The sequence below is a fragment of the Streptomyces sp. NPDC107550 genome (assembly GCF_055639095.1).
This window is the reverse complement of the sequence record NZ_JBVKBC010000001.1, coordinates 183785-208180: the sequence shown is the minus strand read 5'-3', so window position 1 is coordinate 208180 and position 24396 is coordinate 183785. Positions and strand designations below refer to the sequence as shown.

Genomic DNA, 24396 nt, shown 5'->3' with positions numbered 1-24396 from the left:
GGGGCTTCTCGCGCAGTTCCCCGCGCCCCTTACGGGGCTTATCTCAGCGCCGGTCAATTCGAGCCCCTCCGGCGATTGAGGAGCGGGGTCTGGGGCGGAGCCCCAGGGGAGGGCGCCGGGTCACTGGGTCGAAGCGCGGCGCAGCAGAACCGCCGGAGACCTCTCGAAGAGGGACACCGCCCGCGTCGCCCCCGCGAAGACCCGGCCGGGGTCCAGCACATCCGCCCACGTACCCGCGGGCAGCACAAGCCGCGTCTCCCCCCAACCCCCCGCCCCCCGAAGCCGCAAAGACAACCGCGTCACCGCCACCACGACCTCCCCGCCCCGCGCGAAAGCGACCACATGCCCGGCACCCTCCCCCCGCACCGCCAGCGGCTCATACGCCCCCCGCGCCCCGAACCACTCCGGCCGCTCCCGCCGCAACCCCAGCGCCACCCGCGTCAACGCCTCCTTGCGCGCCGCGAGCCCCTCGGCCGGCTCCGCGCCGAAGCGGGCCGGTGCCCGGTTGTCCGGGTCCACCAGCGCCCGGTACACGCGCTCCGTGCCCTGGTAGACGTCCGGCACGCCCGGCATCGTCAGATGCAGCAGCGCCGCGCCGAGCACGTTCGCCGCGACATGCTCGGCCAGCGTGTCCATGAAACGCGCGACGGCCCGCCCCGGTTCCCCGCACGGCCCGGCCGTGACGAAGTCCCGTACGGCACGCTCGTACGGCTCGTTCTGTTCGGTCCAGGTCGTGTGCAGGCCCGCCTCGCGCGCGTGCTTGAGCAGCGCCTTCCGTACCCGCTCGGGATCGGCCGGGCCGATCCCCGCGACGGTCTGCCACGCCGCCCAGGCGAGCGCCGGGTCGGGCGCGGGCGCGCCCGTGCGGGCCGCCTGGCCGGTCACCTCGGCGAGCACCTCCTCCCAGCGCTCCGGGCACTGGGACAGCACGGAGATGCCGGCCCGTACGTCGGCGCTGCGCTTGGTGTCGTGCGTGGACAGCGCCGTCGACGTGGCCGGCCAGTCGCGCAGTACGCGCGCGCAGTACGCGTGGAACTCCTCGACCGGCACCGCGGGCCGCTGCGGCGCGCCGCCCACCTCCAGGACCGAGAGCAGCGGCGTGTACCGGTAGAACGCGGTGTCCTCCACCGACTTGGCCCGCAGCGCCGACGCGGTCTGCGCGAACCGGTCACGGAACGCCGCGTCCGCGCGCCCCTCCCCGAGCCGCCCGAGCGCCGCCTGCCGGACGAAGTCGACCGCGGCGGCCTCCTGCGGCACCTCGAAGGCTTCCCGCGCCTCGCGGGCCGCCTCCGGCGTCAGGACGGTCTCCGGCTCGGCGCCCCCGGCCGCGTACGGCCGGTACACGGGGACGCGGACGAGGAGTTCGCACAGGGCGCGGCGCAGCGCCCACGGCGCGAGGTCCCGGGAGCGGGGGTCGCGCGCGGCCAGGGCCCCCGCCTCGCGCGCGAGGCGGTCCACTTCGGCGGCCAGCTCGTGCTCGACGACATGGTGTGCGGCGCGCCGCACGGTGGCCGCCCAGTCGCCGCCCTCGTCGTCGGCGGCCCCGGTGTACCGGCGGAACACGTCGGTCAGCGCCCGCGCGCCCGCCTCGTCGGTGAGCACGCCGTCGATGTGGCGCATCGCGTCGTAGCCCGTGGTGCCCGCCACCGGCCACGCGGCCGGCAGTTCCTCGCCGTCCTCCAGGATCTTCTCCACGACCGTCCAGCGCCCGCCGCTCGCCTCGTGCAGCCGCTCCAGATACGTACCGGGGTCGGCGAGGCCGTCCGGGTGGTCGACGCGCAGCCCGTCCACGACGCCCTCGCGCACGAGCCGCAGCAGTGTCGCGTGCGTCGCGTCGAACACGTCCGGCTCCTCGACGCGTACCGCGATCAGGTCCGAGATGGTGAAGAAGCGCCGGTAGTTCAGCTCGGTGCGGGCCAGGCGCCACCAGGCGAGCCGGTACCACTGCGCGTCGAGCAGGCGCGGCAGTTCCAGGTGCGCGGTGCCCTCGCGCAGCGGGAAGACGTGGTCGTAGTAGCGCAGCACGTCGCCGTCGACCGTGAACCGGTCCAGTTCCTCGCCGACCGGCCCGCCGAGCACCGGCAGCAGCACCCGCCCGCCCTGCGCCTGCCAGTCGATGTCGAACCAGTGCGCGTACGCCGACGCGGGGCCGTGCCGCAGCACGTCCGCGAGCTGCGCGTTGTACCGGGGGGAGGCCGCCATGTGGTTCGGCACGATGTCCACGACCAGGCCGAGGCCGTGCGCGCGTGCCGTACGGGACAGCTCCCGCAGCCCGTCCTCGCCGCCCAGTTCGTCCCGTACGCGCGCGTGGTCGACCACGTCGTAGCCGTGCGCGGAGCCGGGGACGGCATCGAGGACCGGTGACAGATGCAGGTGCGAGATGCCGAGAGCGGCCAGATGCGGCACGGCCGCGGACGCCGCCGCGAAGCCGAACCCGGGTTGGAGCTGGAGCCGGTAGGTGCCCGTCACAGGCCGATGCGTCATACGAACCTCCTTACCCCATGGCCCGGTTTCGTGCCATCACCGCATGCGAGCGCGGCGGCCCGCGTGGCTACCTTCGGACGATGACCGCGCCCGCCGCCCCGGCCACCCCTGGCACCCCCGCACCGAGCACGCTCGCCGTCTACCGCCGGGTCATCGGCGTGACGGGACGGCTGCTGCCCCTCGTCTCGTTCCTCGGGCGGCTGCCGGTCGCCGTGATCCAGTTCGGCAGCGTCCTGCTCGTGACGCGCACCAGCGGCTCCCTCGCCACCGGCGGCACCGTCGCCTGCGCGCTCGCCCTCGGCCAGGTCGCCATGGGGCCCGTCGTCGGGCGCCTCGCCGACCGGCGCGGACAGCGGCCCGTGGTGCTCACGTTCGCCCTCCTGAACGCGGTCGCCGTCGCCTGCTACACGCTCGCCGCGCTGGCCCAGGCGCCCACCGCGGGCCTCATCGCCCTCGGCGTCCTCGCGGGCGCCACCGTGCCCGGCATCGGACCGCTCGCCCGCGCGCGCGGTGTCGCCCTCGTACGCCGTGCGGGCGGCGACGAGCGGACCGTGAACGCGGTGCTCTCCCTGGAGTCGACCATGGACGAACTCTCCTTCGTCCTCGGCCCCGCCCTCATCGGCGTCGCCTCCGTCGTCGCGCACCCCGCGTACGCGTTCGGCGCGGCGGCCCTCCTCGTCGGCGTCTGCGGCTGCGCGTTCGCCCTGCACCCGACCGCGCGCGCCGTGCCCCGCGCCCCCGCGCACACCGGCGCGCGCCCCGCCGTCCGCCGTCCCCTGCCGCGTCAGGTCCATGTCGTCCGCCTCGGCCTGGTGCTCCTCGGCATCCTGCTGGGCGGCTGCGGCGCCGGGATCACCGCCCTCACCCAGAAGCTGGGCCACGAGGACCAGGCGGGCCTCGTGTACGCGGCGATGGGCGTGATGAGCGCCGGCGTCGGCCTCGCCATGGCGGCCGTCCCCGAGCGGTTCGCACTGCCCGCGCGCTGGCGCGTGGCCACGGCCGCCGCCGCGCTCCTGTCGCTGCCGCTGATCGTCATCGACAGCATGCCGCTCCTGTACGTCGTCGTGACCCTCTTCGGCGCCCTGTTCGCGCCGAACCTCATCACCGGGTTCGGGCTCACCGAGCGGGCGGTGCCCCGCGAACGGCTCGCCGAGGGCATGACCGTCGCCGCCGGCGCCTTCGTCGGCGGGCAGGCCGTCACCCTCGCCGTCGCCGGGCGGCTCGCGCAGGCCCACGGCCCGGCCGTCGCCTTCGGCCTCGGCAGCGCCGCCGCCTGCCTCGCCTTCCTCGTGGCGCTGCGGGTGCGCGCCCCGGCGCCCGTCACGCCGGCCGGTGCAGCACCGTGAGGCTGCGTCCGGTGAGGGTGAGCCGGTCGCCGGCCTGCACCTTGGGGCCCTCGTCCGCCGGCAGCCCGGCGGGCAGGGCCGTGTCGACGACCGTGCGCCACTGCCGGCCGTGGTCCACCGGCACGACGAAGTCCTGCGGCTCGGGCGAGGCGTTGAACAGCAGCAGGAACGAGTCGTCGACGATCCGCTCGCCGCGCGGGCCGGGCTCCGAGATCGCGTGCCCGTTCAGGAACACCGACAGCGCCCGCGCCTGCGACGCCTCCCAGTCGCCCCGCGTCATCTCCTCGCCCTCCGGGGTGAACCAGGAGATGTCGGACAGCTCGTCGTGCGTGCCCTCCACCGGCCGCCCGTGGAAGAAGCGCCGCCTGCGGAACACCGGGTGCTCCCGGCGCAGCCGCACCATCGCGCGCGTGAACTCAAGAAGCGGCCCCGGCTCCTCGTCGGGGTCCGGCCACGCGACCCACGCCACCTCGTTGTCCTGGCAGTAGGCGTTGTTGTTGCCGCCCTGCGTGCGGCCCAGCTCGTCGCCGTGGCTGAGCATCGGCACGCCCTGCGACAGCATCAGCGTGGCGATGAAGTTACGTGTCTGCCGCGCGCGCAGCTCCCGCACGCCCGGGTCGTCCGTGTCGCCCTCCGCGCCGCAGTTCCACGACCGGTTGAAGCTCTCTCCGTCCCGGTTGTCCTCGCCGTTGGCCTCGTTGTGCTTGTCGTCGTACGAGACGAGGTCCCGCAGCGTGAAACCGTCGTGGCAGGTCACGAAGTTGACGGAGGCCAGCGGGCGGCGCCCGTCGTCCTGGTAGAGATCCGACGATCCCGTCAGGCGGCCCGCGAACTCGGCGAGCGTGCGCGGCTCGCCCCGCCACAGGTCCCGTACGGTGTCGCGGTACTTGCCGTTCCACTCGGTCCACAGCGGCGGGAAGTTGCCCACCTGGTAGCCGCCCTCGCCCACGTCCCACGGCTCCGCGATCAGCTTCACGCGGCTGACCACCGGGTCCTGCTGCACCAGGTCGAAGAACGACGACAGCCGGTCCACCTCGTGGAACTGGCGCGCCAGCGTCGCCGCGAGGTCGAAACGGAACCCGTCGACGTGCATCTCCTCGACCCAGTACCGCAGCGAATCCATGATCATCTGGAGGACGTGCGGGGACCGCATCAGCAGCGAGTTACCCGTGCCCGTCGTGTCCATGTAGTAGCGCGGATCGTCCGTGAGCCGGTAGTACGAGGGGTTGTCGAGCCCCTTGAACGACAGCGTCGGCCCCAGATGGTTGCCCTCCGCCGTGTGGTTGTAGACCACGTCCAGGATGACCTCGATGCCCGCCTGGTGCAGCGCCCGGACCGCCGACTTGAACTCCAGGACCTGCTCGCCCCGGTCGCCCCAGGACGCGTAGCTGTTGTGCGGGGCGAAGAAGCCGATCGTGTTGTAGCCCCAGTAGTTGTTCAGGCCCATCTCCACCAGCCGGTGGTCGTTCACGAACTGGTGCACCGGCATCAGTTCGAGCGCCGTCACGCCCAGCTCCGTCAGATGCTCGATCACCGCCGGGTGCGCGAGGCCCGCGTACGTGCCGCGCAGCTCGGGCGGCAGCCCCGGATGGCTCATCGTCAGGCCCTTGACGTGGGCCTCGTAGATCACCGTCTCGTGGTACTCGGTGCGCGGCGGGCGGTCGTCGCCCCAGTCGAAGTACGGGTTGACGACGACGGACGCCATCATGTGCGGCGCCGAGTCCAGGTCGTTGCGCTCCTCCGGCGCCCCGAACCGGTAGCCGTACACCGACTCGCCCCAGTCGATCCGGCCGCTGACGGCGCGCGCGTACGGGTCGAGCAGCAGCTTCGCCGAGTTGCAGCGCAGGCCGCGCTCGGGCGCGTACGGGCCGTGCGCGCGGTAGCCGTAGCGCTGCCCCGGCATCACCCCGGGCAGATAGGCGTGCCGGACGAAGGCGTCCGACTCGCGCAGCTCCACGGCCGTCTCCGAACCGTCGTCGTGCAGCAGACACAGCTCGACGCGGTCGGCGGCCTCAGAGAAGACCGCGAAGTTGGTCCCGGCGCCGTCATAGGAGGCACCGAGCGGATACGCCTGTCCAGGCCAGACCTGCATGGCTACCACTCTTCCCCTCGGGCCCGGGGCTCCGGGCGACCTTCATGAGTCCTGCCCCCAAATCGGGGGAACCACCGGCGAGTTCACCCCCTCTTATACGAAGACCACGACCTGCCGGCGCGTCCTCGACCGGGACGGCCGGGGAATCTGGGGGGAACGTGCGTGAACTAGCAAGACGTCATCTCGGCAAGCTCGTGACGGGGCTCGCCCTCGCGGCGGCCGGCGCCGCCGTCGCCGTCACCGCCACCCTGCCGGGCGGCGACAGCGACGTGACCAGGGCCGGCTCGGCCCAGCGCGACGCCGTCGCGCCCGCGGGCACGATAGAGGCCGCGCCCGCCGAGGGCGCCCACGGCAAGGGCCGCGACCCGCTGACCGACGACGAGATCGCCCGCGCCCAGAAGCTGGCCACCGCCGGCGACGGGCTGCGCATGCGCGCCCGGGACGTCGAGGGGGACCGGGGCCCGCAGCGCCTGTCGATCAACCTGACCGAGACCGACCCCTCGCTCGGCGCGGCCGCCGCCGCCCAGCGCCGCGCCGACGTCGTCATGTACGACTACAAGCGCGACGCGGTCGTCACCACCACCGTCAACCTCGACACCGGCAAGGTGGAGACCACCGCCACCGACCACGGCGTGCAGCCGCCACCCAGCCGCGACGAACTCGTCGAGGCGGGCCGCCTGCTGATCGCCGCCCCGCTCGGCAATGACCTGCGCGCCGACTACCGCGACGCCACCGGCAAGAAGCTCACCGGGCCCGACCAGCTCCAGCTCAGCGGCATGGTGTTCCGCAAGGAGACCGTGGCGAAGGTGCCCTCGGACCTGACCGCCTGCGGCAAGCACCGCTGCCTGCGCGTCGTCGCCAAGGTGACCAACGGGCCGTGGATCGACACCCGCGCCCTCGTCGTCGACCTCAGCGACCGCCACGTGAGCCGCATCGGCTGACGCGCGGCGCAGCGCCCGCAGCCCTTCCACCGACTTCTCCTGCATGAGGGAGCCCTTCCGTATGCACGTCACGCACGTCACGCAGGCCACACCCGCCCGCAGACCCGCGCGGGCCCGCACCCGGCCCGCCGCCGCCCTCACCGGGCTCGCGGTCACCGCGCTGCTCGCCACCGCCCTGACCACCGCCCCCTCCGCCGTCGCCGCACCCGCCAAGGCGCCCGCCGCCGCGGCCCCCGCCTGCTCCGCCGCGTACCAGATCGAGCAGACCCTCGACGGCGGCACCACCTGGCGCATGTGCTGGCACTACAACACGCTGTCCGGGCTCGTCCTGGACGACGTCAGCTACCAGCCCAAGGGCGAACCCAAGCCGATAGCCGTCCTCACCAGTGCCCGCCTCGCGCAGGTCCATGTCCCCTACGACGACGGGGAGAACGAGTACGACGACGTCACCGGCACCGACTTCGGCCTCGCCCTGCAGAACCTGCGCCCCGCCGAGTGCCCCGGCGGCACGATCAAGACCGTCAAGGTCCCCAGCATGGGCGACGTGCAGGGCGTGTGCGCCACCACGCGTGCGCGCGGGCACGCGTACCGGCTCAACGACGACGCCTCCACCGGCGGCAACGGCAAGCTGTACAGCGCCCAGGGCAAGGACCTGCTGGTCTACACGGTCAACAAGGCGTCCTGGTACGAGTACATCACCGAATGGCGCTTCTCCTCCGACGGCACCATCACCTCCAACGTCGGCGCCACCGGCAGCCTCTCCCCGTACGACTACAAGGGCACCGACGGCAAGGGCTGGCCCATCGGCAAGGGCGCCAGCGCCTACGCCGAGTCCCACAGCCACAACGTGTTCTGGCGGCTCAACTTCGGGCTCGACGCCTCCACGAAGACCAAGGTCGAGCAGTACGACTCCAAGGTCACCCCGCCGCGCGGCTCCGGCGCGCCCACCACCAAGACCACCCGCACCCCCGTCACCAAGGAACTCGCCGGTGACGTCGCGGACATGCGCTGGTGGCGCGTCGTCTCCACGGCCGGCAAGAACAAGGACAACCACCCGCGCTCCTACGAGTTCGTCCCCGGCCGCTCCAACAAGTATCCGGGCCGCTCCTTCACCAAGCACGACGTGTACTTCACCGAGTACAAGAAGTGCGAGCAGTACGCGAGCGACAACCCGTCCGCCACCTGCGGCGGCCGCAGCGTGGACAAGTGGGTGAACGGGCAGACGCTCACGCACCCCATCGCCTGGGTCAACATCGGGTTCCACCACATCGCCCGGGACGAGGACCAGCAGCCCATGCCGGTCCACTGGCAGGGCTTCTCGCTGGCGCCCAGGGATGTGACCGCTATGAATCCGCTCACTCCGGCCGACCTCGCCGATCAGAACGGACAGCCCAGAAACGGCAGTTGAGAAACTCTCGGGCTCATCAGGCTGCACCGCCCGCCGCTCCCGGAGTACCCTTCCTTGATCGTTGATGGGGGAGTGCTCGGACAGGCGCGGGGGCGGAAGGCGGTGCGGAGCGGGTGAGCTCGGGAGGTCTGGAGCTGCCCCCTGGTGACGACGGTCACGAGGGAGGGGACGGCCAGGGGGCACCCACCACGGAGATCCCGGCCCAGGCGGTCTCGCTGGCCCGGCCGATGGACGTGGCCTCCCAGATCGGACCCGAACTCGACTGGGGGGCCGACGCCTGGCGCGAGGTGCGCACCCGCGCCCAGCGCGCCGGCCGCGCCTACATCTGGCTCAACCTCGTCGAGCAGCGGCTGCGGGCCGTCGTCGCGGCCGTGCTGCGCCCCATCTACGAGCCGGTCAACGGGGACGACTGGGTGGTCGCCGCCGCCGGCCCCGCCGGCCAGGAGTGGGTGCAGCGGGCCGTCGCCGTCCGCGAGGTCAGCCGCCGCAAGGGCTATCTGCTCGACCCGGCCGACGACAACGTCCTGTCGTTCCTGACCCTGCCGCAGCTGCGCGAGCTGATGATCCAGCACTGGCCGTGCTTCGAGCCGTACTTCGACGACCGCCGCGACGTCGAACTGGCCCTGGACGAGCTGGAGGTCACCCGCAACGTGGTCTCCCGCAACCGCGCGCTGTCCGAGGCGGTGCTCGGGCAGGCCGAGCGGGCCTCCGCGCGGCTGCTCGACATGCTCGGCGCGGGCTCCGACGTGCCCTCCGCGCGCCGGCTGCCGGTGGACGCCGTGGAGGACCTCGTCGGCGACCGGTACGCGGACGTGGTGGGCGTCCACCCGGACCGGGTGCGGCTGCTGCGGCAGTTCCCCGCCGAGGACCTGTTCGGCGACGCCCGCCGCCTCGACGCCATCGGCATAGGGCTCAACCTGCTCGTGCAGAACTTCTCCGGGCGCCGCCTGTTCCGGCTCGCCGAGTCCGGGTGCAGGACGCGGCTGCTGTTCCTCAATCCGGCCTCCAGCGCGGTCAAAAGGCGCGAAAGGGAACTCGGCCTCAAAAGGGGCGAGTTGAGTCGTGCGGTCGAGGCGAACATCCTGCACATGCGCCGCGTACGGGCCCGGCTGCGCGACCCGGGCGCCTTCGAGATCCAGGTCTTCGACGAGACGCCCCGCTTCACCGCGTACCTCGTGGACGGCGACGGCTCGGACGGCGTGGCGGTCGTGCAGACCTATCTGCGCCGCACCCGGGGCATGGAGGCGCCGGTCCTCGTGCTGCGCGGAGGCGGGCGCGTGGTGCGCTCGGGCGGGCGGTCCGACGCCGAGGAGAACGGCCTGTTCGTGACCTACCGCGACGAGTTCGAGCAGGCGTGGGCGGACGCGCGGCCGGTGTCCTGAGCGGGGGCGCCTGCGGCGGGCTCCGGGGCGGGTCCTCGCAGGTGGGGGCGGGTGCCGGGCCGATTGTCAGTGGCGCGTGCGAAGGTGGTGCTCACTGGGGGAACGCACCACGAAGAAGGGGGCTGCCATGGGCTGGCACCGGGAGCTGCTGATCGGCTTCGACCTGGAGACGACCGGGACCGATCCGCGCGAGGCGCGCATCGTGACCGGCGCGGTCATCGAGGTCAGGGACGGCGCGGTGCTCGGCCACCGGCAGTGGCTCGCCGACCCGGGCGTGCCGATCCCGGCCGACGCGGTCGCGGTGCACGGCATCAGCAGCGAGCGGGCGGCGAGCGAGGGAGAGCCGGCCGACCGCGTGGTGAACGCCATCGCGGAGGTGCTCGTGGGCTACTGGCGCGTGGGCGTCCCGGTCGTCGCGTACAACGCGACGTTCGACCTGACCCTGCTCTCCGCCGAACTGGCCAGGTACGGGCTGCCGTCGCTGCGCGAGCGGCTCGGAATGGACCCGGCCCCGGTCGTCGACCCGTACACCATCGACCGCAGTGTCGACCGCTACCGCAGGGGCAAGCGGAACCTGGAAGCGGTCTGCACGGAGTACGGGGTCACGCTCGACGCCGCGCATGACGCGGGCGCCGACGCGCTGGCCGCCGCCCGCCTCGCCCGCGCGATAGGCGAGCGGCACCCGAAGGTCGCCTCGCTCGGCCCCGCCGAACTCCACCGCCGCCAGGTCGAGTGGTACGCGGGATGGGCGGCCGACTTCCAGAAGTTCCTGCGCGGCAAGGGGGACGAGGACGCGGTCGTCGACCCGTCCTGGCCGATACGGGAGCTGGACGCGCGGGTCGGCTAGAGCCTCTCGTCCTTTCGGAGCGGAGCGGAGCGGGGCGGGGCGGAGCCGGGGCCGGAGCTCAGAAGGGGTACCAGCGGACCTCGGGGTCGTTCTCGCGCAGGGACGCCACGCGGCGGCGGAACTCCTCCAGGGCGCGCGGGTTGGTCGGCGCGTGCTGGGAGACCCAGGCGCAGGACGCCGTCTCGCGGGCGCCGCGCAGCACCGCGCACCCCTCCCACTCCCGTACGTCCCAGCCGTACGCCGTCACGAACTCCTCGTACGCCGACGCCGGGAGGCCGTAGCGGTCGCGGGAGAGCGCCATGACGACGAGGTCGTGCTCGCGCAGATCGAAGGAGAAGGTCTCCAGATCGGCGAGGACCGGTCCTTCGGGGCCGATGTGGACGTTGCGCGGGAGCGCGTCGCCATGGATCGGGCCGGGCGTGAGATGCGGGGTGAGGGCGGCGGCCTGCGCGGCGAAGCCATCGCGCCGCTCCCGCAGATAGGCGGCGTCGGCCGGGTCGATGGCGTCGCCCGCGAGCCGCAGCCAGCGCTCGACGCCGCCCAGCAACTCCCGCCGGGGGAGGGCGAGGTCGGTGGGGGCGGGCAGCGCGTGGACGAGACGGAGCAGTTCCGCCAGGTCGCGGGGTTCGGCGGGGCGCACCGCGTCGGGCACCCGGTGCCAGACCGTCACGGGGTGCCCGTCGACGACCAGCGGCTCGGGGCGCGCGGCGCGGACGGCGGGGATGTCGTGGGCGGCGAGCCAGGCGGCGACGGCCAGTTCGTGGCGGGCGCGGTCGAGGAGCGCGGGGCCTGCCTGCGCGATGTCCCGGCCGACCTTGACGACCAGGTCGCCGGCGGCGAACACGGCGTTCTCGCCGAGCGCGAGCAGCTTCGCTCCGCTCGCGGGCCCGTCCACGACCGCCGCCTGTGCCAGCACGTCCCGTGCCCGTGCCTCGTCCATTCCCGCGCCTCCCGCGTTCCGATCGGATGCGGGGTCAGTCTCGCACCTGCGGGCGGGCGGGGCGCGGGGGGATCGGTGTCGGCGCGAAAAAGGTTGTACGAGACGTCTCGTCTCGCTTACGGTGGGGGCATGACGAACCCGGAATCCGTACGTCCCGCCCATATCGCCATGTTCTCCATCGCCGCGCACGGGCACGTGAACCCGAGTCTGGAGGTGATCCGGGAACTCGTCGCACGCGGACACCGCGTCAGTTACGCGATCCCGCATCTGTTCGAGGAGAAGGTCGCCGAGACCGGCGCGACGCCCGTCCTCTACCGCACCACCCTGCCCGGTCCCGACGACGACCCGTCGGCGTGGGGCACGACCCTGCTCGACAACGTGGAGCCGTTCCTCGACGACGCGATCCAGGCGCTGCCGCAGCTCATCGAGGCGTTCGAGGGGCGTGACGGCGAGGGCGGACGCGACGGCGCGGGCGGACGTGACGGCGCGGGCGGACGTGACGGCGCGGGCGGGGTGGGCGTGCCCGATCTCGTGCTGCACGACATCACGTCCTACCCGGCGGCCGTCCTCGCCCACCGCTGGGGCGTGCCCGCGATCTCCCTCTCCCCGAACCTCGTCGCATGGGAGGGGTACGAGCAGGAGGTCGCCGAGCCGATGTGGGCCGAGCCCAAGCGGACGGCACGGGGAGCCGCGTACTTCGAGAAGTTCACGCGCTGGCTCAAGGAGAACGGGGTGCCCAAGAGCGCCGAGGAGTTCTGGGGGCGGCCCGACCGGTCCCTCGTGCTCATCCCGAAGGCGCTCCAGCCGCACGCCGACCGGGTCGACGAGTCGATCTACACGTTCGTCGGCGCGTGCCAGGGGGACCGGGCGGCGCAGGGGGAGTGGGAGCGGCCCGCCGATGCCGAGCGGGTGCTGCTCGTCTCGCTCGGGTCGTCCTTCACGAACCAGCCGGCGTTCTACCGGACGTGCGTGGAGGCTTTCGGGGGGCTGCCCGGGTGGCATGTCGTGCTCCAGGTCGGCAAGCACGTCACCGCCGACGATCTCGGGGAGGTGCCCGGGAACGTGGAAGTGCGGTCGTGGGTACCGCAGTTGGCGATCCTCAAGCAGGCCGACGCCTTCATCACGCATGCGGGGGCCGGGGGCAGCCAGGAGGGGCTTGCGACCGGGACGCCGATGGTGGCGGTGCCGCAGGCGGTCGATCAGTTCGGCAACGCGGATGTTCTCCAGGGGCTCGGGGTGGCCCGGCATGTGCCCATGGAGGAGGTGACGGCGGAGCGGTTGCGGGCGGAGGTTCTCGGGCTTGTGGGGGATCCGGCGGTGGCGGAGCGGCTTGCGGGGCTCCGGGGGCGGATGGAGAAGGAAGGGGGTACGGCCCGCGCGGCAGACCTCATCGAATCCGAACTCCCCGGGGTCTGACTCCGTCGGGGTGCGTTGTCGCAGGGTGCGGGTTTCGTCGTGGCTGGCCGCGCAGTTCCCCGCGCCCCTTATGGGGCTGGCCTCAGCGCCGACTCCTGGCCTTCGGCCCTGGGGCTGGCCTCGCCGCCAACTCCCAGCCCCTCCGGCGCTTGAGGAGCGGGGGCTGGGGCGGAGCCCCAGAGTGCCGGGGGCGTCGTGGCTGGGCGCGCAGTTCCCCGCGCCCCTGACGGGGCTGCGAGCCCCGGTGCCTATTGGGCGCCGCCCGCCCCGCCTTGGGCAGTCTGCCTCCCCCAGACTTCGTCCGGGGGGACCCCCAGGGCGGCACGGGTGGGCAAGGCGGCACCCCAGCGCGGGGTCAGTACACGTTGTGCGTCCAGTTCAGCCCCGGTGGGGCTTCTCGCGCAGTTCCCCGCGCCCCTGAGGGAGTCGGGGTCAGCGCCAACATCCCCAGCCCCTCCGGCGATTGAGGAGCCGGGGGAGCTGGGGGCGCGGCCCTTGTCGGGGAGGGTTACTGGTACTGGGGTGTCACCAGGCGGGCCCGGTAGACGATGGCGCCCGGGGTCTGGAGGGGCCGAGTCGTACCCAGGTTGAAGTGGACGTACTTCGTACCGAACGCACTGCCCTCATCCACCGCCCCCGTCCACATCTGCTCCCCGGACGCATGCCGCACATACGACTTGACCCACTTACGGTCATGCAACAACGTCTTCCGCATCGTCGCCTTGTCGACCGCGTACACCCCGTCCGTCTCACAGATGAGCAACCGCCCCGGCGCCATGTAGTCGGGCTGCACATCATGCCCCCGCCGCACGGCGACCCGCCGCGCCCGGTCCTCCGTGAGCTTCGCCGAGGACGCCGTCGTCGTCACCTGATACGCCGTCAGCACGCTCCCGCCGATCGCCCAGAGCCGCTCGATCGACGGGTCCCACAGCAGCCCGTGCGCCTGGTGGAAGGGGACCGTCCCCGACGTGACCAGCGTGCTGACCGAGCCGCCCGTCGCCCGGAAGACATGCAGGCTGCCCCCGGTCGCGGAGCCGCCCCCGCTGCCGGTGCTGCGCCCGGCGACGACGACCACGCCGAGCCCGGGGACGCGCTCGATGCAGTGCGGGTAGTTCGGCACGTTCGCCGACCACAGCTTCCTCTTGTCACTGCGCCGGTAGATGCTCGCCGTACCGCTGTCGGGCGTGCCCGTCGCCACCAGCAGGATCTGCCCGTCGGCCTGCGTGTGCCGCAGCCGGTGCTCCATCGGGTGGCTGCCGGCCGGGTCGAGCGACCACTTGATGTTGGCCGCCGTGAACGGCTTGTTGCGGTCGAACTGCAGGATGCGCCCGGACGTCACGTCCCCCACCAGCACGTCGAACGGCGCGGGCGCCGCGCTCGCCGCGCCCGCCGGGAGCAGCGCCGCGGCCGGTGCCGCCAGCGCCCCCGCCGCGACACTCTTGAGCAGACTGCGTCGGTCCATGGTGTGTCCTCCCCCTGGGAATCTTGTTCGCGGAAGGGGATGCGCGCCGCGCCCCGGCGGTTCCGTACGAGGACGCGCCGCCGCCCGCGCGCACGCTTCCCGGCCACCCGGCATGGAGAAACACGCACCGCGCGCCCCGGCCGCGCCGCCCGGCCCGCAGACCCCGCCCCGCCTCGCGCGATGCCCCCGGCCGGCACCCCCGTACCCGCCCGCCACCTCGGCGAACTCCCCCCGCGCCGAGCCGTGGACCGTCCCGCGCGTGCCTCCTCGTACCCCCGCGAAACCCTCGTACGAGATCGACGACGCCCCGGCGCTCGGCCCACCACCCGCCGCTCACCAGGGAGTTCGCCGGGGCGGCGTCCGTGCCGAAGTTGGCGGAGATCATCGCCGCGCGCGTGGAGGGGGAGTGAAGTCCCCTTCATCATCGCGCCGTTGCCGTGACGTTCGGGTCTGTCCGGTTTGTTATTACGAAGCCTTGTTGAACAAGTCACAGACGTATGAAGTCCTTGATCTGCACCCGTCATTCGGACAGGGTTTCGTCTCAACCCCCGCAGATCTTCCGGAGATCGGCCGGGGGCGCGGTAAATCCCCCCACACCACCACGAGGAGACCCCTCTTCATGGCATCTCACAAGCGTGCGCGCTCGCTGAAGCCGGCCGCCGCCATAGCCACCGCCGCGGCAGCCGTCGGCGTCACCGTCCTCACCGGCGGTCTCGCCGGAGCCGCGGCCCCCGCCGAAGGCAAGGTCTACGGCCTCGACGCGAAGGGCGCCGTCTCCGGCAGCTACATCGTGCTCCTCGACGGCAAGGCCACCACCGCCGCCAAGAAGGACCTCGCCGCGTCCTACGGCGGCAGCCTCAAGCGGTCCTACGCCTCCGCCGTCAACGGCTTCTCCGTCAGCGGCCTGAGCGAGACCGAGGCCAAGCGGCTCGCCGCCGACACATCCGTCGACAAGGTCGTCCAGAACAAGAAGTTCCACATCGACGCCACCCAGACCAACCCGCCCTCCTGGGGCCTGGACCGCATCGACCAGAAGGAGACCGCGGGCGACGGGGCGTACACGTACCCCGACAGCGCGGGCGAGGGAGTCACCGCGTACGTCATCGACACCGGCGTCCGCATCAGCCACAAGGACTTCGGCGGCCGGGCCTCCTACGGCTTCGACGCCGTCGACAACGACACCAGCGCCGACGACGGCAACGGGCACGGCACCCACGTCGCCGGCACCATCGCCGGACAGGCCCACGGCGTCGCCAAGAAGGCGAAGATCGTCGCCGTGCGCGTCCTCGACGACCAGGGCTCCGGCACCACCGAGCAGGTCGTCGCCGGCATCGACTGGGTCACCAAGAACCACCAGGGCCCCTCCGTCGCCAACATGTCCCTCGGCGGCGGCACCGACGAGGCCCTCGACGCGGCCGTACGCAAGTCCATCGCCTCCGGCGTCACCTACGCGGTCGCCGCCGGCAACGAGTCCGCCGACGCCTCCACGTCGAGCCCGGCGCGCGTGCCCGAGGCGATCACCGTCGCCTCCTCCACCAAGGACGACCAGCAGTCCGACTTCTCCAACCACGGCACCCTCGTGGACCTCTACGCCCCCGGCTCGGACATCACCTCCGACTGGAACACCGGCGACAGCGCCACCAAGACCATCTCCGGTACGTCCATGGCGACCCCGCACGTGACCGGCGCCGCCGCCGTCTACCTCGCCGGCCACCAGAGCGCGACCCCGGCCGCCGTCGCCACCGCGCTCACCGGCGGCGCGACCCCGGACGCCATCAAGAACGCCACCGCCGGCACCCCGAACAAGCTCCTGAAGGTCGCCGAGTAACACCCGGCGCCCCCTCCCGAGAACCGGCGGCCGTCGTGCCCACCCCCACGGGGCACGGCGGCCGCCTTATCGTGTGCGGATGACGACCGAGCGATACGCGGCGCTGCTGCGCGGCATCAACGTGGGCGGCAACAAGAAGGTCCCCATGGCCCGGCTGCGCCCCCTCGTGGAGGCCCTGGGCGCCACCGACGTCCGCACCTACCTCCAGAGCGGCAACGTCACCTTCGCCGCCGGCCGCGGCGACGAGACCACCTGGGCCCGTGACATCGCCGCCGCCCTCGACGCCGCGTTCGGCTTCCCCGTCGACGTCCTCGTCCGCGACCACGCCTACCTCGCCGCCGTACGGGACGCCTGCCCGTTCCCCGCCGCCGAGCTTGAGGGCAAGCAGCTCCACGTCACCTACTTCTCCGCACCCGTCACCGCCGAGCGCTACGCCGACATCGACCGCTCCGCCTTCCTCCCCGAGGAGTTCAGGCTCGGCGACCGCGCCCTGTACCTGTACGCGCCCGGTGGCCTCGGCACCTCCAAGCTCGCCGACGCCCTCGGCCGGCCCTCCCGTACCAAGGACGGCCTGATCGCCACCAGCCGCAACTGGAACACCGTCGTCAAGCTCGTCGAGATGACCTCAGGCGACTGACCCGTCCCTCCCCGGAGCCGCCCCCTTCCGTGAAAGGGTCGGCGCATGCGTTACGTCATCATCGGAGCGGGCGCGGTCGGCGGCGCGCTCGGCGGACGGCTCCACCAGAGCGGGCACGACGTCGTCCTCGTCGCACGCGGCGCGCACCACGAGGCGCTGCGCACCCGAGGCCTCGTGCTCCAGACCCCCGACGGCCCGCACACCCTGCGCCCGCCCGTCGCCGACGGACCCGACGCGCTCGGCACGCTCCGCGCCGACGACGTGCTCGTCCTCGCCGTGAAGACGCAGGACAGCGCGGCGGCGCTCGCCGCGTGGGCGCCGTGCCCCGTCGAGGGCGGCGGCACCGCCGCCCAGCGGCTCCCGCTCGTGTGCGCGCAGAACGGCGTGGAGAGCGAACGGCTCGCGCTGCGTCTGTTCCACCGCGTGTACGGGATGTGCGTCTGGCTGCCCGCCTCGTTCGTCGAGCCCGGCGTCGTACGGGCCGACGGCACCCCCCTCACCGGCATCCTCCACCTCGGCCGCTACCCGGCGGGCAGCGACGCCACCGCCCGCGCCGTCGCCGCCGACCTCGCCGGCTCCCGCTTCGAGGCGCCCGTCATCGACGACGTCATGCGCTTCAAGCACGCCAAACTCCTCGCCAACCTCGCCAACGCGATCGAGGCCGTCTCCGGAGTCATCGACAGCGAGGAGGGCATCGCCCTGTACCGGCGGGCCCGGGCCGAGGGGGAGGCCGTGCTGCGCGCGGCGGGCGTCGCGTACACGAGCGAGGACGAGGAGCGGCGGGCGCGGGAGGGCCGGATGCGGTTCGAGCCGTTCGACGGGCGACCGCGGGCCGGGGGCTCGTCGTGGCAGTCGCTGCGGCGCGGCGCGGGCAGCATCGAGGCCGACTACCTGAACGGCGAGATCGCCCTCCTCGGCCGCCTGCACGGCGTCCCCACCCCCATCAACGACGTCCTCCAGGAACAGGCCGACACCGCCGCCCGCACGTCCCGTGCCCCCGGCGACACCCCGGTCGCGCACCTGGTCGCGGCGGTCGAGGCCAGGGTGGCGGCGCGGGACGCGTAGGGCGCGGGGACGGGGGGCCACCGAGACGTACGCCCACGTCGTCTCCTGAGGTCAGCGACCGTCGCGGCGCAGCTCGTACCGCCCTACCTCGTCGAGGTCGTACGTAGAGGAGGGGGTGCCGGGCGGCGCCGGCGGGAGGCGGCGCGCGCCTTCCACGCACCGCTCGTCGTCATGACGGGCGAGCCCGCACACGGCGGCGACCCTGACCTGGCGGTCCGGATCGTCCAGCAGGGCCCCCATGCCATCGGCGAGGGCGGGATCGCGGTCCTTGCCGTCGCCGACCGTGCGACAGGCGCGCCGCCGCACCTCCGCGTCAGGGTCGCGCATCAGCCCCAGCAGCGTCTCCCGGACGGCGGGGGAGAAGGCCCGTGACCACAGGTCGAAGGCGGAGGCCACCGCGCGCCGCACGCGGACGTCGGGACAGCTCGCGTGCGGCAGGAGAGCCGCGTCCGCGCGCGGGTCGTCGTGCTCGGCGAGGCCGGTCAGCACCTCCGTGAGCACGGCGGCGTCGGTCTCCCGGCCCGCCCAGCCGAGGAAGAGATCGAGGGCGGGACCCGCGAAGGGCTGCTCGTCGCTCTGGTCGAACAGGTGGGTCAGCCGCGCCATCTCAGCGCCGAACAGCCGGTGGACCGGGTGCGGGTGGAGGCGCAGGGCCGCGGCGGCGTCCCAGGTGTCCTGGTCGCGGCGGTTCGCCAGAAGCATCGTGGAAGCCAGCCATACGGCGTGCTCCTGGTCGGGGCGGGTCAGCGCGCGGTCCCTCAGTTCCGCGAAGGGGGTACGGATGCCGAGCGCCGCCTCCAGATCCGTGAGGATCGCCGCGTGCCCGTCGCGCACCGTCAGCCCGCCGAGGGTGAGCCTTGCGCAGGGGCGCCATACCGTCCGGTCCGCACCGCTCGGGGTCGGCGCCGTGCTCGGCCCTATCGAAGGGGCCGTTCTGGACTGGCGATGGGGGCTTCGAGCCTCTTCTGATATCCGCGGTGCGGGCCGAGGACACCGGTGCCATGGCGCACCTGCTGCGGGCGGGCGCCGACCCCGATGTGCGTGACGGGCGCGGAACAGCCGGCGAGTGGTTCAGGGCGGCTCCGGTTTAGTAAAGCGTTACTCAAAAGGTCGCTTTCGAACCTCATGTGAACCTCAGGTGCGCATCCCTCATGAGGCGTCAAGATCCGCCATATATAGATATTTGGGTGTGCTGTGCAGGTGAGGGCCTTGGCGGGCTTGGGTTTTCGCTCCCTTCGCGTGTGTTTAGATCCCCGCACTGGCGGGGGCGTCCCGGTGTGAAAAGGGACAGGAAAGCCAGAGGTTCAGGTGGGACCGCACTACATCTGGGGGCGTCATGACAAGGTCTCGGGGAATTCCGGCATTTTCCTCTCGTGCCAGGCTCGCGCTGGCCGCCGGCGTTGTCGTCCTCGGTGCTGCCGCGTGCTTCGTTCCGGCCTTCGGTGCCTCTGCCGATGGAGAAGCGCTCGACGGAGGGATGCGGTCCAACGGCACTCTGGGGACCGACCACGTGCACGTGGGGGAGAAGTGGTGGGTGGCCTTTCCTCCGGCGGTCAACACCACGAAAACCCCTCTCAGGGTGACGCGCGTGCGGATACTCAAGGTGCCCGAGGGGCTCAAGATCCTTGGTTACAAGGCCGTCGACAGCGTCGACTCGGAAGGCGTCAACCTGATGGCGCGTGAGGGGGACCCGGACATGGCGAACATCGCAGGACTGAAAGACCATGCGACCGCACCGGTGACGATCAGGGCCGGGACCGACAGCGATATCTACTACCTGGTCCACCTCAAGGTGGTGGGGCCGATCCACGGCAACCTGAACGACTGCCGGTTCACCTACGAGCAAGAGGGGCGCCAGTACACCCAGACCCTCGCTTGCGACACCGCGCTCCGCCTGGAGAAGACCAGAGAAGAGAACTGACGGCTGTCGCGTTTGTTCAAGAAGGGGAGTGGGGGTGGGTCGTAGGTTCGGGGTATGGAAAAGCGTCAGGAGAACCTGTACCCCGCTCTCGTCGCGTGTGCCGCCGAGGCCGCGCGGGTCGCCGCCGCCGTCAAGCCCGACCAGCTCGACGCCGCCTCCCGCTGCGCCGGCTGGGACGTGCGCACCCTCGTGAACCACTGGGTCCTCTACGGCGCCCACGGCCTCGAACTGCGGGCGCTGCGCCAGGAGCTGCCCGAGGAGCTGACCGTACGGGACTTCACGGCCGACGACGACTGGGCGGACCGGTTCGCCGCGCAGGCCGAGCGGGCCGTCGCCGCCTGGGCCGCGCCCGAGGTCTGGGAGGGCGAGATCGCCGCCGGCGGGGGCACGCAGCCCGCACCGGAGGTCGCCGGGCTGCTGCTGCTCGAACTCGCCCTGCACGGCTGGGACGTGGCCGCCGCCACCGGTCAGCACTACCGCGTCGACGAGGAGACCGGGCGCGTCGTTCTCGGCATCGTCACCGAGAACGCCGCGCTCTACCGCCAGTACGAGGGCTTCGCCGACGCCACCGAGGCCCCGGCCGGCGCCGACGCCTTCGCCCGGGCGCTCGCGCTCAGCGGACGTGACCCCCGGCTCGCCTGAACCCCCGGCTCGGCTGAATGGCCCACCGGGGCGGGCCGGAAGTGGACCAGGGGAGGGGGCCGGTGCGCGGCTAGGTTCGCTGCCATGAGCGACCAGAACCAGCACCCCGCCCCTGCCTCCGCCTCCGCCACCGCGCCCGACACCGCCCCCGTGGCCGTCGACTTCTTCTTCGACGCCGCCTGCCCCTTCGCCTGGATCACCTCCCGCTGGCTCCTTGAGGTCGAACGCGAACGCCCCCTCGATCTGCGGTTCCGCCCGATGAGCCTGTATCTGCACAACCTCGGCAACGACCTGCCCGACTGGTACCGCGACCTCGTCGACCGCTCCCTCGGCCCGGCCCGCGTCGCCGTCGCCGTTGCCGCCGCGGCCGGGCACGGCGACGGCGTGCTGCGCGACCTGTACACGGCGTTCGGCACCCGCATCCACCACGAGAAGAACCAGGACTTCGACGCCGTCGTCACCGAGTCCCTGGCCGCGCTCGGCCTGCCCGCCGCCCTCGCCGCCGCCGCCCACGACCCGGCCTGGGACGACGCCCTGCGCGCCGCCCACGACGCGGGCCGCGAACCGGAGAGCGGCGGCTACGTGGGCACGCCGACCCTGCACGTCGACGGCACCGTCTGGTTCGGCCCCGTGCTGCGGGCCGTGCCGCGCGGAGCCGAAGCGGCCCGCCTCTTCGACAGCTTCCGCACCCTCGCCGCGCACCCCGACTTCTTCGAACTCAAGCGCACCCGCACCGGCGGCCTGAGCTTCGACTGACCCGACTGACCCGACTGACCCGCGCCCGCCCCGCCCCGCCTCACCGGGACGCGCCCCGTCCCGGGCTCCGCCCCGCCCACCGCACCGCGGGCCCCGCGCTCAGCCCCGCCCCGACGAACAGCGCCCCGAGCACGGCCCACCCCGCCGGGCCGTGCGCGAGCACCGTCACCGTCACCAGGGCCGGCGCCGCCATCGTCGCCGCCGCCTGCCCGGACTGGAACACGCCCTGGTAGACACCCTGCGCGCGGGCGTCCGCGAGGCCGTAGCCGACGGTCCAGCCGCCCGCCGACGACGCCACCTCCGCCAGCACCTGCGTCACCGCGCCCGCGAGCAGCACAAGGCCCGCCACCAGGGCCGACGCGGGCCCCGCCGACACCGCGAACAACGCACACGCGACAGCGAGCAGCAGCCCCGCCCGGCGCATCGCCCGGACCGCTCCGCCCAGCCCCTCGACGCCCCGCGAGGCCCGCACCTGGAGCAGCGCCACCAGCGCGCAGTTGACGATCATCAGCGCCGCCGCACTCCAGCGCGGCGCCTGCGTGTACCGCACGACCCACAGCGGCAGCCCCACCTCCAACAGGCCGTTCTGCAGGACCAGTACGGCATTGACGCACGTCACCGCCAGATACGGCACATCGCGCACCGCCCGCCACCGCTCGCCCCGGGGCGCGTCCGCAACCGGCGCCGCGGCCCGGGCGTCCCCGGCCGGAAGACGCAGCACGAGCCACGCCGACCCCGCGAACGCGAGGGCGTCGAGCAGCAGCAGCGCCGTGTACCCGGGCCGGCTGTCCCACTGGAGCGCCAGCGCGCCGAACGCGCCGCCCGCGCCCATCCCCACGTTCGTCACCGTCCGCAGATGGGCGCGGCCCTCGACCCGTACGGGGGCGGGCAGCGCGTCCGCGTACAGGGCGTTGCGCACCCCCATGCTCGCCTCGCACAGCGCCGCGTACGCGACCGCCGCCGCCAGGAACGCCGGGTACGAGCCGACGAACACGTACGCCACGAGGACCACCGCGCAGCCCGCCCACAGCCCGGTCAGCACCGGTCTGCGCCCCCAGCGGTCCGACGCCCGCCCGGCCGGGACGCCCGCCGCCATGCCGAACAGGCCCGCGACCGTCAGACCGAGCCCCACGGACGTGACGCCGAGGCCCACGACCCGCGTGAAGTACAGGACGCCGACGGGGAGGAACAGGCCGCGCCCGAACGCGTTGAGGAGCGTGAACAGCGACAGCCGGCGCACCGGGCCCGGCGCGGGCAGCAGCCCCAGGAAGCGGGTGGCGGGCGGGGAGGCGGCCGGGAACGTCCGTGAAGTCGTCATGAGCCGAGTCCAGCGGGCTGTCCGCCGCGCCGACATTCCTTTAGCCTCCCGCTGAAGGGTGCCGGGCCGGACGGGGGTGGGGCGGGGCGTGATCGAGTTCCGGTTCGGCGTCGGTGATCTGGCGCGCATGTCGTTCGCGTACGCGCCGCTCCAGGAAGCGGTGTACTCGCTGCGCTGCTGGCGCGACCCCGCCCGCTACCCGCACCAGCGGCCCTGGCTGCGCCGCCTCGCGCCCGCGTTCGCCCGCGAGGACACCGAGACGCTGACCGCGCTCGTCGCGCCGAGCCAGTGGATACCGGACTTCCTCACCCCGCGCCCCGAGCGCCCGCGCCCCGCCTTCGCCGCGCAGCTCGACGCGCTGCGCGCCACCCCGCCGCACCTGCTCGCGCCGCACTTCGCCGCCGCGTACGGCACCGATCCGCTGCCCGACCCCGTGCGCCGGGGCCTGGCGGACCCCGCGCGGCTGCTCGCCAGGATCGCCGACGCGCTGCACGGCTACTGGGAACACTGTCTGGCGCCCGACTGGTGGCCGCGCGTCCGCTCCGTCCTGGAGGCGGATCTCGCCCACCGCGGCAAGGTGCTGGCGGAGTCCGGCGCGGGCGGCCTGTTCACGTCCCTCGACGCACGCCTGACCTGGAACGGGGAGATCCTCACCCTGGTCAAGAAGAGGGACGGGCACCCCTGGCCGGAGGCCGACATCAGGATCGGCGGGCGCGGCCTGGTCCTCGTGCCGACCCTGTTCGCGTACGGCGCCCACACCATGACCGACCCGGCGCTGCCCCCGCTGCTCAGCTATCCGGCGCGGGGCCGCGCCACCCTCTCCGAGAACCCGCCGCCGGCCGGCGCCGAAGCGCTGGTGCGGCTCCTCGGCGCGGCCCGCGCCCGGGTCCTGCGGCTGCTGGCGGAGCCCGCCTCCACGACCGAACTCGCCCACCGCCTCGCGGTCACCCCGGGGGCGGTCAGCCAGCACCTCACGATCCTCTACGACGCCGGGCTGCTCACCCGTACCCGCAGCGGACGCTCCGTGCGCTACGCCCGCAGCGCGCTCGGCGAGCAACTGTGCGGGGGCGCCTCGCGCTGACGGATCCCACCACCGGGCTTCTCGCGCGCGCCGCGGCTACCCGGTGCCGGTCACATCCGAGGCCCGGACTCCCTACGCGCCGACCGCCGTTCGCTGTTCCCGGCGCGCGCGGGCGGTGTCGTAGCGGGCCAGGGCGGCGCGGGCCACTTCCGGGGACGCGCCGAGGACGCCCGCGACCACGTCCGCCGACGCCAGAGCCGCGCCCCGCGTGATGCGGTCCGGGAGGCGGCCGGGGGCGAGGGCGTACGGCGCGACGGCGACGCGCGCGCAGCCCTCGGCGCGCAGCGCGCGGACCGCGTCCTCGGTGCGGGGAAGGGATGCGGAGGCGAACGCAGGCCGCACGGCGCACCAACCGGTGTGCCGCCACTCCCGCGCGATATCAGCGATCACTGCGATCGCCTCCGGGTCGGAGGAGCCCGCCGAGGCCAGGACGACCCCGGTCGTGGGCTTGTCGGCCGGGTCGAGCCCGGCCTCGTACAGCCGCCGCTCCAGCGCCGTGAGCAGCAGCGGCGACGGGCCGAGGACGTCCGCCCGGCGTACGCGCAGGCCGCGCGGCGCCGACCGCAGCACCGCCGGGACGTCCGTCTTGGCGTGGAAGGCGCGTGTCAGGAGCAGCGGCAGCGCCACCACGTCCCGCACGCCCCGCGCCGCCAGGGACTCCAGCGAGGCCGGTACGGACGGCACGTTGAAGTCCAGGAACGCCGTCTCCACCCGCAGGCCGGGCCGCTGGGCGCGCACCTCGCTCACGAGCGCGTGGACCGTCGCGGCGTGCCGCGCGTCGCGGCTGCCGTGGGCGACGACCAGCAGGACGGGGGAGGAGGACATGACGG

20 protein-coding genes are annotated in these 24396 nt (G+C 73.4%); 13 read left to right on the top strand and 7 right to left on the bottom strand.

Features of this window, described 5'->3' with window-relative positions; genetic code table 11:
• Positions 1-120: 120 nt before the first annotated feature.
• Positions 121-2484: a malto-oligosyltrehalose synthase gene (treY, locus tag ACZ7LY_RS00935; RefSeq protein WP_471622326.1), complete on the bottom strand. Its 2364-nt coding sequence runs from the start codon at positions 2482-2484 to the stop codon at positions 121-123.
• 80 nt (positions 2485-2564) lie between these two features.
• On the opposite strand from treY, the gene ACZ7LY_RS00930 reads away from it, so the two are divergent.
• Complete coding sequence (locus ACZ7LY_RS00930; RefSeq protein WP_471622325.1) at positions 2565-3830, top strand: MFS transporter; 1266 nt, start codon at positions 2565-2567, stop codon at positions 3828-3830.
• On the opposite strand, the gene glgX is transcribed toward ACZ7LY_RS00930, so the two are convergent.
• Complete coding sequence (gene glgX / locus ACZ7LY_RS00925) at positions 3805-5922, bottom strand: glycogen debranching protein GlgX (protein ID WP_471622324.1); 2118 nt, start codon at positions 5920-5922, stop codon at positions 3805-3807. The genes ACZ7LY_RS00930 and glgX overlap by 26 nt on opposite strands.
• Positions 5923-6080: 158 nt before the next feature.
• Between glgX and ACZ7LY_RS00920 the strand changes: the two genes are divergently transcribed.
• The 4 genes from ACZ7LY_RS00920 to ACZ7LY_RS00905 all read left to right on the top strand — a co-directional run bounded on the left by ACZ7LY_RS00920 (position 6081) and on the right by ACZ7LY_RS00905 (position 10500).
• Positions 6081-6863: a Tat pathway signal sequence domain protein gene (locus ACZ7LY_RS00920; protein ID WP_471622323.1), complete on the top strand. Its 783-nt coding sequence runs from the start codon at positions 6081-6083 to the stop codon at positions 6861-6863.
• A gap of 61 nt (positions 6864-6924) precedes the next feature.
• A complete protein-coding gene (locus ACZ7LY_RS00915) occupies positions 6925-8271 on the top strand; it encodes a copper amine oxidase (RefSeq protein WP_471622322.1) in 1347 nt (448 codons plus the stop codon).
• A 113-nt stretch (positions 8272-8384) separates the two neighbouring features.
• The gene (locus ACZ7LY_RS00910) at positions 8385-9653 is read left to right on the top strand and encodes an SAV2148 family HEPN domain-containing protein (RefSeq protein WP_471622321.1); all 1269 of its coding nucleotides are present in this window, start codon (positions 8385-8387) and stop codon (positions 9651-9653) included.
• A gap of 127 nt (positions 9654-9780) precedes the next feature.
• Positions 9781-10500, top strand: coding sequence for an exonuclease domain-containing protein (locus ACZ7LY_RS00905; protein WP_471622320.1), 720 nt, complete (start codon positions 9781-9783; stop codon positions 10498-10500).
• A gap of 58 nt (positions 10501-10558) precedes the next feature.
• On the opposite strand, the gene ACZ7LY_RS00900 is transcribed toward ACZ7LY_RS00905, so the two are convergent.
• Complete coding sequence (locus tag ACZ7LY_RS00900) at positions 10559-11440, bottom strand: phosphotransferase enzyme family protein (protein ID WP_471622319.1); 882 nt, start codon at positions 11438-11440, stop codon at positions 10559-10561.
• Between the two features lie 129 nt (positions 11441-11569).
• Here ACZ7LY_RS00900 and ACZ7LY_RS00895 point away from each other — a divergent pair, with 129 nt between their 5' ends.
• Entirely contained in the window at positions 11570-12856 is a 1287-nt protein-coding gene (locus ACZ7LY_RS00895; protein WP_471622318.1) for a macrolide family glycosyltransferase, read from the top strand.
• 508 nt (positions 12857-13364) lie between these two features.
• On the opposite strand, the gene ACZ7LY_RS00890 is transcribed toward ACZ7LY_RS00895, so the two are convergent.
• Positions 13365-14318 (bottom strand): hypothetical protein, encoded by a 954-nt coding sequence (locus ACZ7LY_RS00890; protein ID WP_471622317.1) that lies wholly within the window; start codon positions 14316-14318, stop codon positions 13365-13367.
• A gap of 619 nt (positions 14319-14937) precedes the next feature.
• Here ACZ7LY_RS00890 and ACZ7LY_RS00885 point away from each other — a divergent pair.
• From ACZ7LY_RS00885 to ACZ7LY_RS00875, 3 genes are all read left to right on the top strand, one after another.
• Positions 14938-16146: a S8 family peptidase gene (locus ACZ7LY_RS00885; protein WP_471622316.1), complete on the top strand. Its 1209-nt coding sequence runs from the start codon at positions 14938-14940 to the stop codon at positions 16144-16146.
• A 79-nt stretch (positions 16147-16225) separates the two neighbouring features.
• The gene (locus ACZ7LY_RS00880) at positions 16226-16783 is read left to right on the top strand and encodes a DUF1697 domain-containing protein (protein ID WP_471622315.1); all 558 of its coding nucleotides are present in this window, start codon (positions 16226-16228) and stop codon (positions 16781-16783) included.
• A gap of 45 nt (positions 16784-16828) precedes the next feature.
• The gene (locus tag ACZ7LY_RS00875) at positions 16829-17848 is read left to right on the top strand and encodes a ketopantoate reductase family protein (RefSeq protein ID WP_471622314.1); all 1020 of its coding nucleotides are present in this window, start codon (positions 16829-16831) and stop codon (positions 17846-17848) included.
• Positions 17849-17899: 51 nt separating this feature from the next.
• Here the strand turns inward: ACZ7LY_RS00875 and ACZ7LY_RS00870 are convergent, their stop codons facing one another.
• The gene (locus ACZ7LY_RS00870; RefSeq protein WP_471622313.1) at positions 17900-18682 is read right to left on the bottom strand and encodes a HEAT repeat domain-containing protein; all 783 of its coding nucleotides are present in this window, start codon (positions 18680-18682) and stop codon (positions 17900-17902) included.
• Positions 18683-19184: 502 nt separating this feature from the next.
• Here ACZ7LY_RS00870 and ACZ7LY_RS00865 point away from each other — a divergent pair.
• The 3 genes from ACZ7LY_RS00865 (at position 19185) to ACZ7LY_RS00855 (ending at position 21167) form a co-directional block, all read left to right on the top strand.
• Positions 19185-19769: a hypothetical protein gene (locus ACZ7LY_RS00865; RefSeq protein WP_471622312.1), complete on the top strand. Its 585-nt coding sequence runs from the start codon at positions 19185-19187 to the stop codon at positions 19767-19769.
• A 54-nt stretch (positions 19770-19823) separates the two neighbouring features.
• Positions 19824-20411 (top strand): TIGR03086 family metal-binding protein, encoded by a 588-nt coding sequence (locus tag ACZ7LY_RS00860; protein WP_471622311.1) that lies wholly within the window; start codon positions 19824-19826, stop codon positions 20409-20411.
• 84 nt (positions 20412-20495) lie between these two features.
• Positions 20496-21167, top strand: a complete 672-nt coding sequence (locus tag ACZ7LY_RS00855; protein WP_471622310.1) for a mycothiol-dependent nitroreductase Rv2466c family protein — start codon at positions 20496-20498, stop codon at positions 21165-21167.
• A gap of 40 nt (positions 21168-21207) precedes the next feature.
• Here the strand turns inward: ACZ7LY_RS00855 and ACZ7LY_RS00850 are convergent, their stop codons facing one another.
• On the bottom strand, positions 21208-22485 hold the full coding sequence (locus ACZ7LY_RS00850) for an MFS transporter (protein ID WP_471622309.1): 1278 nt from the start codon (positions 22483-22485) through the stop codon (positions 21208-21210).
• Between the two features lie 88 nt (positions 22486-22573).
• On the opposite strand from ACZ7LY_RS00850, the gene ACZ7LY_RS00845 reads away from it, so the two are divergent.
• Positions 22574-23566 carry an ArsR/SmtB family transcription factor gene (locus tag ACZ7LY_RS00845; protein WP_471622308.1) on the top strand — a complete coding sequence of 331 codons (993 nt, stop codon included), beginning with the start codon at positions 22574-22576 and terminating at the stop codon, positions 23564-23566.
• A 72-nt stretch (positions 23567-23638) separates the two neighbouring features.
• Here ACZ7LY_RS00845 and ACZ7LY_RS00840 read toward each other — a convergent pair whose 3' ends face one another.
• Positions 23639-24391 (bottom strand): sirohydrochlorin chelatase, encoded by a 753-nt coding sequence (locus ACZ7LY_RS00840; RefSeq protein ID WP_471622307.1) that lies wholly within the window; start codon positions 24389-24391, stop codon positions 23639-23641.
• Between the last annotated feature and the right edge of the window lie 5 nt (positions 24392-24396).